This window comes from Citrobacter telavivensis (assembly GCF_041807075.1).
GTDB classification, from domain to species: Bacteria; Pseudomonadota; Gammaproteobacteria; order Enterobacterales; family Enterobacteriaceae; genus Citrobacter_A; species Citrobacter_A telavivensis.
The window spans coordinates 211490-226426 of the sequence record NZ_JBGUBF010000005.1 but is presented as its reverse complement, the minus strand read 5'-3'; the positions used below and the strand labels follow the sequence as shown (position 1 = coordinate 226426).

Genomic DNA, 14937 nt, shown 5'->3' with positions numbered 1-14937 from the left:
CGGTATCGTCATGATCGGACCAAGACTACGAATGCTGTTCAGCCATAAATCCTGAATCAGAGTGCGAACACTGTCTCAATTTCGATTCTGAGATCGGGTGAAAAAAGACGGCTGACTTCAACGAGGGAACTGGCAGGCAGATATTCACCGTAGTGCCGGTAAAGGACCTCACGCAACGTGTTAATTTCATCAAATGAGGTAATGAAAATAGTCACTTTTATCAGCGCGGAAAAATCGATGCCTTCTGCGGCGGTCACTTTCTTTATCTGAGCAAATATCTCTTCCGCCTGTTCTGCGATACCACCGCGCTGAGCCGGCGTGCCAAAGGCGGTCAGCCCCGAAATATAGAGCGTCCCATTGTATTTCACCGCATGAACGTAAGGCGCGTTAACATCACCTAATTCAGGGTAGTTTTTGCGTTCTACCGTTTTCATTCTGTCGGTTCCTTAATCAAATGGGTGAAAAAAACCGCGTGAGGTACGCGGTTTGTCTGTTTAACGTGGCTTACAGGATCTGGCCTAACGTCTGGCGCAAATGCGCGCCAGAGCCAAGCAGGCCAGGATTATCGTGAACGATCAGATACACCGGAATATCCTGCACGTAGGCCTTAAAGCGCCCTTTATCTTCAAAACCACCACGGAAGCCCGACGCTTTGAAGAATTCCAGGAAACGCGGCACGATGCCACCGGCGATGTAGACGCCGCCAAAGGTGCCTAGCGTTAGCGCCAGATCGCCGCCGAAACGTCCCATGATCACACAAAACAGCGACAGCGCGCGGCGACAGTCAGTGCAACTGTCGGCCAGGGCGCGTTCGGTAATATCTTTTGGCTGCAAATTTTCCGGCAGACGTCCGTCGGATTTGACGATGGCGCGGTACAAGTTCACCAGCCCTGGACCAGACAGTACGCGTTCCGCAGAAACGTGACCAATCTCGGCACGCAGGACTTCCAGGATGATCGCCTCTTCTTCACTGTTCGGCGCGAAATCTACGTGACCGCCCTCGCCCGGCAGGCTGACCCAACGCTTATCGACATGGACCAGATGCGATACTCCCAGACCGGTGCCCGCACCATAAACCGCAATAGGTTTACCCTCCACCGGTTCCGCGCCGCCAAACTGGATCAGATGCTCTTTTTTCAGCATCGGGATCGCCATCGACACCGCGGTGAAATCATTAATGATTTCCAGATGGCTAAAACCAAGATTCTTTTTCATCTCCGCAATAGAAAATGCCCAGGTATGGTTGGTCATCGCGACCCAGTCCCCCGTAATCGGGCAGGCAATCGCGATACAGCCAGCGTTCACGTTAACCTTGTGCTCATCGAGGTAAACTCGCACGACAGCTTCCAGGCTGGGATAGTCCAGACCGGAATAGGTTTTGGCCTGCGAGATCTCACCGCTGTCGATATCACACAGAGCAAGACGGGCGTTGGTGCCGCCGACATCACCTACTAAAGCATACTTTGTCATTCTTCTACTGCTCCGCTAAAGTCAAAATAAGTCGTTGCCACACTGTAAATATACGGGGGCATAACAACAATGTCAGAAAAGCGAGTCCCCTGAAAATATCGATCCAGGTCACACAATAACTTTATCGTTTCAGCACCATTTGCAGCGATGCCATCCGGCTGACGCGGCAAACTGAGCGCAAGACACGGCATTAAGGAAAAAAACATGCTCCATCCGCGAGCCAGAACCATGTTGTTATTGTCGCTTCCCGCGTTGATCCTGGGGGGCGCATCCAGTTTAGTCCTGATTGTGGTCATGAAGTTTGCGTCCCTCTTGCAGAGCATACTCTGGCAACGTCTGCCGGGCAGTCTGGGGATCGCTGCCGATTCTTCCGTCTGGATCCTGCTCATCCTGACGCTAACCGGGGTTATGGTTGGTCTGGTGATTCGCTACAGCACCGGACATGCCGGCCCGGATCCGGCCACCGAACCGCTGATCGGTGCGCCGATTTCTCCTGCCGCGTTGCCAGGCTTGATCATCGCGCTGGTGTTGGGTCTGGCGGGTGGGGTCAGCCTCGGTCCCGAGCATCCGATTATGGCTGTTAACATCGCGTTAGCCGTTGCCCTGGGTCGTCGGCTATTCCCGCGGATTGGCGCACTCGACTGGACCATTCTGGCCTCTGCTGGCACCATCGGCGCCCTGTTTGGCACACCGGTCGCCGCCGCATTGATTTTCTCGCAAACCCTGAGCGGCTCTAATGACACCCCTTTATGGGATCGGCTCTTTGCGCCGTTAATGGCGGCGGCGGCAGGTTCGCTGACCACCAGCCTGTTCTTTCATCCGCATTTCTCGCTCCCTATCGCCCACTACACCCAGATGCGCATTGTGGACATTTTCTCCGGAGCCGTGGTGGCGGCGATTGCTATTGCGGCGGGGATGGTGGCGGTCTGGTGCTTACCCCGGTTGCACGCTTTACTGCATCGCCTGAAAAACCCGGTGGTGCTCCTTGGCGTCGGCGGCTTCCTTTTAGGGATACTCGGCGTGGTGGGAGGACCGCTAACGTTGTTTAAAGGTCTGGATGAAATGCAGCAAATGGCGTTCAGCCAGACGCTCGGCACAACGGATTTCTTCATGTTAGCGGTGATTAAACTCGCCGCGCTGGTCATTGCGGCGGCCAGCGGTTTTCGCGGAGGGCGAATCTTCCCGGCGGTATTTATTGGCGTAGCGTTAGGGCTGATGTTGCATGCCCACGTTGAAGCCGTTCCGGCGGCCATTACCGTCTCCTGCGCGATTCTGGGACTCGTGCTGGTCGTCACCCGTGACGGCTGGCTCAGCCTGTTTATGGCCGCAGTGGTGGTGCCGGACACCACCCTGCTGCCGCTACTGTGTATTGTCATGCTTCCGGCCTGGCTGTTACTGGCGGGCAAGCCGATGATGGTCGCCAACCGGGAAGATAAATAGTCATCCGCTGTTACGCGATTCCAGCGCCTGGGTGACCTTGCGTAGCAGCGTGGGTAAGTCGGCTTTCGGTAGCACAACTTCAATTAGCGAGAGCCGCTGTGGATGCTCCAGCCGGGCCAGTACCTCCTCGAGTTGGATGGCCTGAGTCACCCGCCAGCATTCAGCCTGATCCGCAAGGCTGAATGCCCGTGGGATCTGCGTCCAGTTCCAGGAAGCAATATCGTTGTACCGCTGTTTCTCCCCGTGGATCGCTCGCTCAACGGTATACCCGTCGTTATTGAGCACCAGGATCACCGGCGTGTGCCCGTCACGCAGCATGGAGCCTATTTCCTGGATCGTCAGTTGCGCTGCGCCGTCGCCGGTTATCAGAATAACCCGACGTCCAGGTGCCGCCGTTTGTGCGCCAAACGCTGCGGGCAGCGAGTAGCCTATCGAACCCCAGAGCGGTTGTACTATCAGTTCCGCCCCCGTAGGCAGCGACAAAGACGCGGCCCCAAACGCCGCCGTTCCCTGATCGGCGAGGATTAGATCGCCAGGTGCCAGCGCCTGCTGCACGGTATGCCAGAAGTTCTCCTGGGTCAGCGCCCCTCTTTCGATGTGCGGCTGCACGGCCGCAGATTTAGCGGGCGGCGGCGCAAAAGAGAGCTCCAGACACAGCTCACGCAACGTGGTGACCGCCTGTTCCATAGACAGACCACTGAACCAGGTTCCTCCCACCCGCGATGCCTGCGGCTGAACCTCAATGGTACGTTCCAGCGCCAGTTGCTGGGTAAAACCGGCAGTCAGCGTATCGACGAATCGGGTTCCCACACAAATCGTGGTATCCGCCTGTTCTATCGCCTGGCGGACATCGTCACTGCTGGCCCCCGCGCTGTAAGTGCCGACAAACCCCGGTTGCTGTTCGTCGAAAAGCCCCTTCCCCATCAACAGCGTGGCGTGGGCCATGGGCGTCTCAACCATCCAGCGTTGCAGGACCGGTTGTAGACCAAAGCGGTGGGCGAGAAAATCTGCCAGCAGCGCAACGCGTGGACTGTTGATCAGCATTTGTCGTGCATGGTAGCGAAATGCCGTCACCACGTTCTCCTGCCATTCCGGCCCAGAGAGAGCCAGCTCCGCCGAGGGAGGCAATGCGGGGCGTTTTGCTACATCAGCAGGCAGCATCAGGTAACCCGGGCGATGGGCGGTCAACATCGCGCACAGGACGCGGTCAATCTCGTAACAGGCGTTTTGCTCATCCAGCAGCGCACTGGCAGCACAGAGGGACTGGCTCATACGGTAGAAGTGCTGGAAATCGCCGTCGCCCAGCGTGTGGTGCATCAGTTCGCCCCGACGCTGCGCGCCGCTACACGGGGCGCCAACAATATGCAAAACGGGGACATATTCCGCATAGCTGCCCGCCAGGCCATTCATCGCACTGAGTTCACCCACGCCGAACGTGGTCAGCAACGCGCCTGCTCCAGCGACCCGCGCGTAACCGTCCGCCGCATAGGCGGCATTAAGCTCGTTTGCGCACCCGACCCAGCGCACGTGCGGATGATCGATCACATGGTCAAGAAACTGCAAATTGTAATCGCCCGGTACGCCAAACAGATGCCCGATGCCGCACCCGGCAATTCTGTCGAGCAGGTAATCCGCAACGGTATAAGGGGTTTGCATGACAGCTTTCCTTCTGACGGTAACCTCATGTTGAGTATTGAAGAAGCGTCGGGGCTGTCCAGAAAGCGGCGGCGATGAGGGTGGAAAGCAGAATTTACAGTGGCCGGGGTGAAAATGTCATTGAAAAATGATGAGTGTAAACGTATACACTTGAGAGCTGAATTCACTGCGAGGGAAGAAAATGGTTTACCAGCCTGATGAAAATCGCTATCAGAGGATGGCATTTCGCCGCTGCGGTCAGAGCGGTCTGAAGCTACCCGCTATCTCGCTTGGTCTGTGGCATAACTTCGGCGATACCACCCAGGTGGAAAACAGCCGGGCCCTGCTTCAGCGCGCGTTTGATCTGGGGATCACCCACTTCGACCTCGCAAATAACTACGGCCCCCCGCCGGGTTCAGCGGAACGTAACTTTGGTCGTCTCCTTCAGGAAGATTTTTTGCCGTGGCGCGATGAGCTGATAATCTCCACCAAAGCGGGTTATACCATGTGGGAAGGTCCTTACGGCGACTGGGGATCCCGCAAATATCTGATTGCCAGCCTTGACCAAAGTCTGAAGCGAATGGGGCTCGAATATGTGGATATTTTCTACCACCACCGTCCCGACCCTGAAACGCCCCTGCGGGAGACGATGAAAGCACTGGACCACATCGTGCGCCAGGGAAAAGCGCTGTATGTGGGGCTCTCCAATTACCCTGCCGACCGCGCCCGCGAAGCTATCGATATCCTCAATGATTTGGGCACACCGTGTCTGATTCATCAGCCTAAATATTCGATGTTTGAACGCTGGGTAGAGGACGAACTGCTGGAGATGTTGCAGGAAAAAGGGGTGGGAAGTATCGCGTTTTCACCGCTGGCAGGAGGACAACTCACCGATCGCTACCTGAATGGGATCCCGGCTGACTCCAGAGCCGCGAGCGGAAGCCGTTTTCTGAATCCGGATCAGCTCACCGCCGGGAAACTGGAAACCGTACGCCAGCTCAATACGCTGGCCGAAAAACGCGGGCAAAAACTGTCGCAGATGGCGCTCGCGTGGGTACTGCGTAACGATAACGTCACCTCGGTGCTGATTGGCGCCAGTAAAACCACGCAGATTGAAGATGCGGTCGGCATGCTGGCCAATCGTCATTTCACCGACCAGGAGTGCGCCGATATCGACAACATTCTGAACAGCACGCGTTAACTGCATTTTTAGCAATTCGTGCTCTCATTCATGATTTAAGAGTTAAGGCGATGAAATGGGGCTTTACGGCCCCGTAATATTACGTTAACAGGCCGACTACGGCTTCGATCGTGAAGGAGATAAAGAATGTTCAGGTCACTGATTCTGGCGGCAGCCTTACTGGCTTTTACACCGCTTGCCGCAAACGCGGGCGAAATCACCCTGTTGCCATCGATAAAATTACAAATTGGCGATCGCGATAATTACGGTAACTACTGGGACGGCGGACACTGGCGTGACCGTGACTACTGGCATCGCAATTATGAATGGCGTAAAAATCGCTGGTGGCGACATGACAATGGCTATCACCGTGGCTGGGATAAGCGTAATGCTTATGAGCGCGGATACCGGGAAGGCTGGCGCGATCGCGACGACCACCGGGGTCGCGGCAAAGGTCACGGACACCGTCATTAATTCCATTTTTGTTGAAAGCCCGATGCGCAGGCCTCGGGCTTTTTCATTACCGGTTACAAACCCAGCGCCGTGCCAACCAGTAGCCACAGATTCAGCGCCACCACCAGCACCACAATCATCCAGCCAATCTGTTTAACCCAGCGAGCATTCACCAGATCGCCCATCAGTTTACTGTCGCTGGTAAAAATCAGCAGCGGCACCAGCGCCAGTGCGATACCGAAGCTTAACAGCACCTGGCTCATCACCAGAATACGCGTCGGGTCAAGACCTATCAGAATAACGATAAATGACGGCATCATGGTGATGGTACGACGCACCCACAAGGGGATATGAAAGCGGACAAATCCCTGCATCACAACCTGCCCCGCCAGCGTTCCCACCACCGTTGACGACAGTCCCGCCGCCACCAGGCTCAGCCCGAATACCGTTGCCGCCGCGTGGCTTAATAACGGCTCCAGCGTCAGATAGGCCTGATCCAGATCGGCAATACCCGTATGACCACTAAAGTGAAACGCTGCGGCAGCCGTCGCCATCATCGCCAGATTGACGAACCCCGCAATGGTCATGGCGATAGCCACATCCCATTTTGTCGCCGCATAGCGCTGCTGACGAGTACCGCCGTGCAGATGTTGCGTTAACGAAGAGTGTAGGTAGATAACGTGCGGCATGATGGTTGCGCCCAGCACCCCGGCAGCCAGAAACACCGCTTCAGAGTCAGGCAAGCTGGGGATCATCATGCCTTTACTCAACTGCGCAAAGTTGGGTTGGGAAAATATCAGTTCAACAATATAGGCCATGGCGACGAACAGCAGCAGGCCGCCGATCACTTTTTCCAGCGGCTTTTGCCCGCGCCGCTGGAGCATCAGGATCAGGAAGGTGGCGATCCCGGTCAATACCGCTCCCTGCAATAGCGAAACGCCGAGGATCAGTTTGAATCCTATTGCCGCACCGATAAATTCAGCAAGATCGGTCGCCATCGCGATGATCTCCGCCTGTACCCAATAGAACCAGACCACCGGACGCGGGTAGCGATCGCGAATTTGTTCAGCCAGATTCTTACCCGTGGCAATGCCCAGTTTGGCTGACAAGACCTGGATAAGCATCGCCATCAGGTTTGCCCAGACCACAACCCACAGCAGTTGATAACCAAAGCTGGCACCGGCCTGAATATTCGTCGCGAAGTTGCCCGGGTCGATATACCCGATAGCCGCAACGAACGCCGGCCCCATTAATGTGAGCCTTAACTTGCGCGCTGCTCTTCCACTGCTACTCTCAACGCGATCGTTTGTCATTTTCTGCCTCTGAAACATAGCCTGTGCTATGTTTTATGTTATGCCTGATGAGAATGGTTATCAAGTGCATGTAATAGAGGTAACCTTGATTTCTCTGACAGGCGGGAACGATAACGAGTGCGGGTACAGGAAATGCGCGCAGCATGTTTAATAATTGTTATTATATTAGCACAACAACTTAACTATTTACTTTCGAATTAGACATAACAGAAGTGTATGCCGGATCACTATTTTTGAATCTCGTCACAGGTCCTGATTATAGTGTGTGTTAGATCTCGTTTTCTTTGCACGCGTTGCATAGAATGTGCACGGAAATTTAACCTGCCTCATATTTGGAGCAAATATGGACCGCGTCCTTCATTTTGTCCTGGCACTTGCCGTTGTTGCGATCCTCGCATTGCTGGTAAGCAGTGACCGTAAAAAAATTCGCATTCGTTATGTCGTTCAACTGCTTGTTATCGAAGTGTTACTGGCGTGGTTCTTCCTGAACTCTGACGTCGGCCTCGGCTTCGTTAGAGGCTTTTCCGAAATGTTTGAAAAACTGCTCGGATTCGCCAATGAAGGGACGAACTTCGTCTTTGGCAGCATGAACGACAAAGGCCTGGCCTTCTTCTTCCTGAAAGTCCTGTGCCCTATCGTCTTCATTTCAGCGTTGATCGGTATTCTGCAGCATATTCGCGTGCTGCCGATTATCATCCGTTCTATTGGCTTCCTGTTATCCAAAGTCAACGGTATGGGCAAACTGGAATCCTTCAACGCCGTCAGCTCGCTGATCCTTGGCCAGTCTGAGAACTTTATCGCGTATAAAGACATTCTCGGCAAAATGTCCCGCAACCGCATGTACACCATGGCTGCAACGGCAATGTCCACCGTTTCCATGTCTATCGTCGGCGCGTACATGACCATGCTGGAGCCAAAATATGTCGTTGCGGCGCTGGTTCTGAACATGTTCAGCACCTTTATCGTACTGTCGCTGATCAACCCGTACCGCGTTGACGCCAGCGAAGAAAACATCCAGATGTCCAACCTGCACGAAGGCCAGAGCTTCTTCGAAATGCTGGGTGAATACATCCTGGCTGGCTTCAAAGTTGCGATTATCGTTGCGGCCATGCTGATCGGTTTCATCGCCCTGATCGCCGCGCTGAACGCCCTGTTCGCTACCGTGACCGGCTGGTTCGGCTACAGCATCTCCTTCCAGGGCATCCTGGGCTACATCTTCTATCCGATTGCCTGGGTGATGGGTGTGCCGTCCAGCGAAGCGCTGCAGGTGGGCAGCATCATGGCGACCAAACTGGTTTCCAACGAATTCGTTGCGATGATGGACCTGCAGAAAATCGCCTCCACGCTCTCTCCGCGCGCTGAAGGTATCCTCTCAGTGTTCCTGGTTTCCTTCGCCAACTTCTCTTCTATCGGTATCATCGCGGGCGCGATTAAAGGCCTGAACGAAGAGCAAGGTAACGTCGTGTCCCGCTTCGGTCTGAAGCTGGTTTACGGCTCTACGCTGGTGAGCGTTCTGTCGGCATCTATCGCCGCACTGGTTCTGTAAGACAGCACTGACATAAAAACGGGGAGCGCATCCCCGTTTTTTTATCCCTGTTATTCCCCTAACGGCCTCGGTCGTCCAATCAAATACCCTTGCAGGTAGTTCACCCCCAGGCTTAACAGCAGCTCCCGCTGCGCAGGCGTTTCTACATATTCCGCCACCACGCTTAAGGACTTTGCTTTTGCCAGATCGGTTATCGACTTCACGATCATCGCATCCAGCGAATCGGTCATAATATCTTTTACGAACACGCCATCGATTTTGATGATGTCAGCCTGCAGGCGTTTCAGACGCTCATAATTGGCATAGCCGGTTCCAAAATCATCAATCGCAATCCTGAAGCCAAACCTGTGCAACTGTTCGATGTTTTGCATGCTGGTTTCCGAATTGGAAAACGCCTGCTCTTCCGTTATCTCAATGATCACCGTTTCCGGCGCGATGCCATAACGGGTAAACAGGCGAATGATGCGCGGCGCCGTCTCTTTTTGCAGCAAGGTCAGCGGCATTAAATTGACCGAAAAAAGCGGCCCTGGCTCAGTAGAAGGATGCTCCGATAACCAGTTCAGCAAGGCTTCAACTACCTGCAGATCAAAGCGGGCGCTGAGGTTAAACTGTGCTATTAGCGGGATAAATTGATCCGGGGTCATGATGCCTTCATCGCTTTTCAGCCGCGCGAGAATTTCATCGTACCCTTTGCCCTGAGCGTCGCGGATAGGCTGCGCGTAAAGCAGAAGATCGCCGCCATCGAGTGCTTTACGTATTTTATTGAGCAGCAGAACCCGTTCGGTTGTCTGACCTGTCGCCACTTCCTGGCTGTGAGTCAGTGCCAGCACCCGGTGATTTGCGCAGGACTGTTCCGCCAGCCAACTCAACTGACCCAACAGCGGTTGCAACGTCTCCTGCTTACCGTCCCATTGTCCCCAGGATGCGCCATAGCCCATGTCCAGCCCGGTGTTGTTCCAGTAAATTTTACGACTGTTCAACAGGTCGAGCATATGTTGCAGGCGGGCGTCCACCTCCGACCCATTGAGCACCAGCAATAATTCACTGCCGGGCAACTGGAAGATTTTTTCATTCTCAAGCATCAACGGTTGCAGCATACGGTGCACCGTGCGTTTGCTATGTACGCGCATCAGCATGCCGTAATGACGACTGAGAAACTCCATATTCTCCAGGCGCAGACAGCAGACGCTCTGCCCGGCCCCTTTTTGCAGGAACTGTTCCAGCGCGCGCAGATTCGGCAAGCGAGTTAAAGGATCGGTAAGCGCCTGCTGATGCCAACGACGATTTAACCATTCGCTACGCTGGTAGATACGCATCATATAGAGCAGACAAATACTGAACGAAACCAGTACCGACAGGACGAAGGCCAACGAATACTCCGACCCGACGCCCTGTAAAAAATTGCGGTTGTAGGTCAGCAAGAACAGCGTTGAGACCGCCCAGCTCAGGTTCAAAAAAGGGTAAGTCAGCTTGCCCACGCCGGAGGTGAAAATGATAAAGAAAACAGGAACCAGATACCCGGCGATGTAATCATTGTCATACGGGGTGCACATCAGGATGAGCAAAACAGCGATGACAGCGAGCCAGCACAAGGTAAATAAGCGAATTTCCTTCTTGAAACAGGGGGCGATATCTCTACGCCAGAATGTTCGGGCATAGTGTGGACTCACGATCATCCGCATCGGGTAATAAAAAAGCATGGTGAAAATTAGCACCGCGGAGATCAGGCTTAGAATATCGACAATCGTGAAAATAGCGGCTGCAGTACCAAAGAACGTCGAGACGGCCACCGGAAAGTCGAGATAATGACCCGCCAGATACATGCTGATTTTGATGCCCACAGGGGTAATAAAACCGAACAAAATGACGCGGCGCCAGATATTGCGATTGGGTAGCCCACAGCGCCAGCGCGAACCCAATTGCCAGCGAGCAATAGCGCAAACACCCACCACAACAAACATCTGGCAAAACAGAAGTACTGCCCCCTGGGCAAACGGCAGATGAAGATTCCAGAGGTTAGTAATATACAACGCTAACATGACGGGCAGAACACCGCGCCTGCCGAAAAGAAACATCATCGACAGCAGGACGCACAGCGGCAACCACGAAAGATAGATATAACTGGAATCCACAATCGCAAGCGGGGAAATCAAACGCGAAAACTGGATGGCTGCGATGGAGAGCACGATCGCAAGAGCGAATATTCTTATATTATTTATCAGGTTGCGCTTGACTGGCATGGATTGACTGCTCTCACGGAACGAACTATTAATCACATTAATAATAAGTTTATTCGCATCGCGAAGCAAACCTATGCCCACCAGAAACACATGTCACAATTTGCAGAAAAGACTCTGGCTTATCAGCAACTGTATTACAAAAATGGAAGGTATGCAGAGATAAAAAAACCCCCGCTTTACAGCGAGGGTTCTGAATTTGGTGGAGCTAAGCGGGATCGAACCGCTGACCTCTTGCATGCCATGCAAGCGCTCTCCCAGCTGAGCTATAGCCCCACGATGCGTTTACGTACCAAAATTGTTGGGTTCAATTTTTGGTGGAGCTAAGCGGGATCGAACCGCTGACCTCTTGCATGCCATGCAAGCGCTCTCCCAGCTGAGCTATAGCCCCATTACGTAAAGCTTGTCGAGTTGACGGGCGGCATCATATGAATTCCCTTCGCATGTGTCAACGGCAAATTGAAAACGCCGATTCTAATCGCTGAAAAAGCAGACAACTGAATAGCAATGCGTAACAACTCGCATTCAGTAGTTAAACACGTCACGGTTTCCACTAAAATGGTGCTATAAAATGAACCACTAATTAACCATACGACTATTCAGGGAATCTTTATGTTCAAGGAGCGGATGACGCCAGAAGAACTCGCTAATCTGACGGGTTACAGCCGACAGACCATCAATAAGTGGGTACGAAAAGAGGGTTGGGCGACATCACCAAAACCAGGCGTCCAGGGCGGTAAAGCACGACTGGTGCATGTTAACGAACAGGTTCGTGAATATATCCGTAGCGCAGAACGCTCGGCGGAAGGGCTGTCTGACACCTTCTCGCCCCCAGGCGATGCCTCACTGGAAGCGCTACTGGTCAAACTGGTGAAAGAGATGACACCAGCCGAACAAAAACACTTTACCTCTTTGCTACTGCGGGAAGGGATTACCGGTTTATTACAACGCTTAGGGATCCGCGACAGCAAATAATATGAAAAGATTACGCAGCAAAATGACCACCGAAGAACTGGCGGATTGTCTCGGTGTGGCTAAACAAACCGTGAATCGCTGGATCCGTGAGCAAAAATGGGAAACGGAAAAATTTCCAGGTGTTAAAGGTGGTCGGGCAAGGCTCGTTCATATCGACACGCGCGTGCGAGAATTTATTCTGAACATCCCGGCGTTTCGTCACCATTCTTCATTTTATCAGGCTGAAGAGTCGCTGGCTGAATACAACCCTGCCATACGCAGTCATGCCTATCGCCAGATTATTGATGCCGTGGAAAATATGTCCGAAGAGGAACGGGAAAAGTTAGCGCTGTTTCTTTCACGCGAAGGCATCCGCGGTTTTCTTACGCGCCTGGGTCTGAACGATTCTGAGTGACACAAATAAAAACGGCAGAGTCACCCCTGCCGTTCCGCTAATGCACCGATCGCTTACTGCTGCGCTTCACGCTCTTCAATAAAAGCCAGTGCTTTATTGATACGCTCGATGCTTCGGGTTTTACCAATCGCATGTACCGTTACGTCTAAGCCAGGAGACTGGCCCGCACCGGTTACCGCAACGCGCAGCGGCATACCAACTTTGCCCATCCCCACTTCAAGCTCATCGGCGGTCGCCTGAATGGCATGGTGCACATTTTCAGCCGTCCACTCGGTAATGGCAGCCAGTTTGTCGCGCACGACTTCCAGCGGCTGACGCGCAACCGGACGCAGGTGTTTCTTCGCAGCATCAGCATCAAACTCGGCAAAGTCTTCGTAGAAGTAACGGCAGCTCTGCGCCATCTCTTTCAAAGTCTTGCAACGCTCGCCCAACAGTTTCACCAGATCAGCCAGCTGTGGACCATTGCGCGTGTCGATGTTTTCCTGCTCGATGTGCCACTGCAGATGCGTTGCCACATACTCCGGTGCCAGCGAGTTAATGTAGTGATGGTTCAGCCACTGCAGTTTTTCCGTATTGAACGCGCTGGCGGATTTGCTGACCGCACCGAGGGAGAACAGCTTTATCATCTCTTCACGGGTGAAGATTTCCTGATCGCCGCTGGACCAGCCCAGACGCACCAGGTAGTTCAACAGGGCTTCCGGCAGATAACCGTCATCACGATACTGCATAACGCTCACCGCACCGTGACGTTTGGACAGTTTTTTACCATCGTCGCCGTTGATCATGGAAACGTGGGCATACACCGGCACCGGTGCGTTCAGCGCTTTAAGGATGTTGATCTGGCGCGGAGTATTGTTGATATGGTCTTCACCACGAATCACGTGGGTGATCTCCATATCCCAGTCGTCCACCACAACACAGAAGTTATAGGTCGGGGAACCGTCGGTACGGCGGATAATCAGATCGTCCAGCTCCTGATTACTGAATTCGATCGGGCCACGGATCTGGTCGTCAAAAATGACAGAACCGTCCTGCGGGTTGGCAAAACGGACAACGCAAGGCTCGTCATCTGCGTGATGTTCATGACCATGACGGCAGCGACCGTCGTAACGCGGCTTTTCGCCCTTCGCCATCTGTTCTTCACGCAGTGCGTCCAGACGCTCTTTGGAGCAGTAGCATTTATAGGCTGTGCCCGCTTCCAGCATCTCATCAATCACTGCGTTATAACGATCGAAACGCTTAGTCTGGAAGTACGGACCTTCGTCCCATTCCAGGCTCAGCCAGTTCATCCCATCCATAATGGCTTCGATCGCTTCCGGCGTGGAACGTTCGAGATCGGTGTCTTCAATACGCAGCACAAACTCACCGCCGTGATTACGTGCAAAAAGCCAGGAATAGAGGGCAGTACGCGCACCACCGACGTGCAGATAACCTGTCGGGCTTGGCGCGAAGCGAGTTTTGATTTTCATGAAATGGCCTTACGTTTATAAAGATGCCGACAACCGGCAAATCCGGGGAAAATGGAATGGCCGATATTCTATCACTGTGAGGTAAATCCTCAATGTTGTTACCGGGTAAACGCCGCGCATAGACGTTTTTGTTTAGAAATCATGCGTCAGAGACCGTTTCGCTATCGTTTTGTTTAAAATTACGACGAACGAACAATTTCTTTAGAAAAGGCGTTGACTCATTTTCAACTCTCCCTATAATGCGACTCCACACAGCGGGGGTGATTAGCTCAGCTGGGAGAGCACCTCCCTTACAAGGAGGGGGTCGGCGGTTCGATCCCGTCATCACCCACCAACTACTTTATGTAGTCTCCGCCGTGTAGATAAGAAATTGAGAAGTGGGTGATTAGCTCAGCTGGGAGAGCACCTCCCTTACAAGGAGGGGGTCGGCGGTTCGATCCCGTCATCACCCACCACTTTCTCACCAGCTAAATTTCTTATTGTGAAGTACCGAAGTGGGTGATTAGCTCAGCTGGGAGAGCACCTCCCTTACAAGGAGGGGGTCGGCGGTTCGATCCCGTCATCACCCACCACTTCGGGTCGTTAGCTCAGTTGGTAGAGCAGTTGACTTTTAATCAATTGGTCGCAGGTTCGAATCCTGCACGACCCACCAATGTAGAAAGGCGCTCTAAAGGCGCCTTTTTGCTATGCGCAGAATTTAATGATTCGAACCTGCAGCAGGTTCGGTGTTGAGCGTAGCGAAACAACGGAGCCGCTGGCGGCGACGGCCCGAAGGGCGAGCGAAGCGAGTCATCCTGCACGACCCACCAATGTAGAAAGGCGCCC

The 14937-nt window shown here is 53.5% G+C and carries 13 protein-coding genes, 6 tRNA genes and 1 other RNA gene; 11 read left to right on the top strand and 9 right to left on the bottom strand.

The genetic code is table 11. The features are described from left to right. Positions 1-56 precede the first annotated feature (56 nt). Both ACERJC_RS19740 and glk read right to left on the bottom strand, forming a co-directional pair. On the bottom strand, positions 57-434 hold the full coding sequence (locus tag ACERJC_RS19740) for a RidA family protein (protein ID WP_286631287.1): 378 nt from the start codon (positions 432-434) through the stop codon (positions 57-59). Between the two features lie 70 nt (positions 435-504). Then, the gene (gene glk, locus ACERJC_RS19735; RefSeq protein ID WP_152403129.1) at positions 505-1470 is read right to left on the bottom strand and encodes a glucokinase; all 966 of its coding nucleotides are present in this window, start codon (positions 1468-1470) and stop codon (positions 505-507) included. 204 nt (positions 1471-1674) lie between these two features. Between glk and ACERJC_RS19730 the strand changes: the two genes are divergently transcribed. Continuing rightward, positions 1675-2910, top strand: a complete 1236-nt coding sequence (locus ACERJC_RS19730; protein WP_373672311.1) for an ion channel protein — start codon at positions 1675-1677, stop codon at positions 2908-2910. Here ACERJC_RS19730 and ACERJC_RS19725 read toward each other — a convergent pair whose 3' ends face one another. Beyond that, complete coding sequence (locus tag ACERJC_RS19725) at positions 2911-4566, bottom strand: alpha-keto acid decarboxylase family protein (RefSeq protein WP_373672310.1); 1656 nt, start codon at positions 4564-4566, stop codon at positions 2911-2913. A 181-nt stretch (positions 4567-4747) separates the two neighbouring features. Here ACERJC_RS19725 and mgrA point away from each other — a divergent pair, with 181 nt between their 5' ends. Both mgrA and ypeC read left to right on the top strand, forming a co-directional pair. After that, positions 4748-5746: an L-glyceraldehyde 3-phosphate reductase gene (gene mgrA / locus ACERJC_RS19720; RefSeq protein ID WP_373672309.1), complete on the top strand. Its 999-nt coding sequence runs from the start codon at positions 4748-4750 to the stop codon at positions 5744-5746. Between the two features lie 126 nt (positions 5747-5872). Next, positions 5873-6199, top strand: a complete 327-nt coding sequence (ypeC, locus tag ACERJC_RS19715; protein WP_061074882.1) for a DUF2502 domain-containing protein YpeC — start codon at positions 5873-5875, stop codon at positions 6197-6199. Between the two features lie 53 nt (positions 6200-6252). On the opposite strand, the gene ACERJC_RS19710 is transcribed toward ypeC, so the two are convergent. Together ACERJC_RS19710 and ACERJC_RS25535 are read right to left on the bottom strand one after the other, a co-directional pair. Then, positions 6253-7491, bottom strand: a complete 1239-nt coding sequence (locus ACERJC_RS19710) for an Nramp family divalent metal transporter (RefSeq protein ID WP_373672308.1) — start codon at positions 7489-7491, stop codon at positions 6253-6255. Beyond that, positions 7472-7561, bottom strand: coding sequence for a hypothetical protein (locus tag ACERJC_RS25535; RefSeq protein ID WP_444861458.1), 90 nt, complete (start codon positions 7559-7561; stop codon positions 7472-7474). Before ACERJC_RS25535 ends, ACERJC_RS19710 begins: the two co-directional genes overlap by 20 nt. Before the next feature lie 273 nt (positions 7562-7834). On the opposite strand from ACERJC_RS25535, the gene nupC reads away from it, so the two are divergent. After that, positions 7835-9037 carry a nucleoside permease NupC gene (gene nupC, locus ACERJC_RS19705; protein ID WP_042317699.1) on the top strand — a complete coding sequence of 401 codons (1203 nt, stop codon included), beginning with the start codon at positions 7835-7837 and terminating at the stop codon, positions 9035-9037. 50 nt (positions 9038-9087) lie between these two features. Here the strand turns inward: nupC and ACERJC_RS19700 are convergent, their stop codons facing one another. From ACERJC_RS19700 to ACERJC_RS19690, 3 genes are all read right to left on the bottom strand, one after another. Next, the gene (locus ACERJC_RS19700; RefSeq protein WP_178823360.1) at positions 9088-11277 is read right to left on the bottom strand and encodes a bifunctional diguanylate cyclase/phosphodiesterase; all 2190 of its coding nucleotides are present in this window, start codon (positions 11275-11277) and stop codon (positions 9088-9090) included. Positions 11278-11474: 197 nt separating this feature from the next. After that, positions 11475-11550, bottom strand: a tRNA-Ala gene (locus ACERJC_RS19695). A 39-nt stretch (positions 11551-11589) separates the two neighbouring features. Beyond that, positions 11590-11665 (bottom strand) — tRNA-Ala (locus ACERJC_RS19690). A gap of 221 nt (positions 11666-11886) precedes the next feature. Between ACERJC_RS19690 and ACERJC_RS19685 the strand changes: the two genes are divergently transcribed. Continuing rightward, positions 11887-12249: a MerR family transcriptional regulator gene (locus ACERJC_RS19685; protein WP_042317698.1), complete on the top strand. Its 363-nt coding sequence runs from the start codon at positions 11887-11889 to the stop codon at positions 12247-12249. A 1-nt stretch (position 12250) separates the two neighbouring features. Further along, complete coding sequence (locus ACERJC_RS19680; RefSeq protein ID WP_178827896.1) at positions 12251-12643, top strand: MerR family transcriptional regulator; 393 nt, start codon at positions 12251-12253, stop codon at positions 12641-12643. A gap of 53 nt (positions 12644-12696) precedes the next feature. Here ACERJC_RS19680 and gltX read toward each other — a convergent pair whose 3' ends face one another. Beyond that, positions 12697-14112: a glutamate--tRNA ligase gene (gltX, locus tag ACERJC_RS19675; RefSeq protein WP_373672307.1), complete on the bottom strand. Its 1416-nt coding sequence runs from the start codon at positions 14110-14112 to the stop codon at positions 12697-12699. Positions 14113-14370: 258 nt separating this feature from the next. Between gltX and ACERJC_RS19670 the strand changes: the two genes are divergently transcribed. From ACERJC_RS19670 to ACERJC_RS19650, 5 genes are all read left to right on the top strand, one after another. Further along, a tRNA-Val gene (locus ACERJC_RS19670) sits at positions 14371-14446 on the top strand. A gap of 45 nt (positions 14447-14491) precedes the next feature. Further along, positions 14492-14567 (top strand) — tRNA-Val (locus tag ACERJC_RS19665). A gap of 41 nt (positions 14568-14608) precedes the next feature. Continuing rightward, positions 14609-14684: transfer RNA gene (locus tag ACERJC_RS19660), tRNA-Val, on the top strand. 4 nt (positions 14685-14688) lie between these two features. After that, a tRNA-Lys gene (locus ACERJC_RS19655) sits at positions 14689-14764 on the top strand. Positions 14765-14786: 22 nt separating this feature from the next. Continuing rightward, positions 14787-14921: non-coding RNA, RtT sRNA (locus ACERJC_RS19650), on the top strand. Positions 14922-14937: the final 16 nt, after the last annotated feature.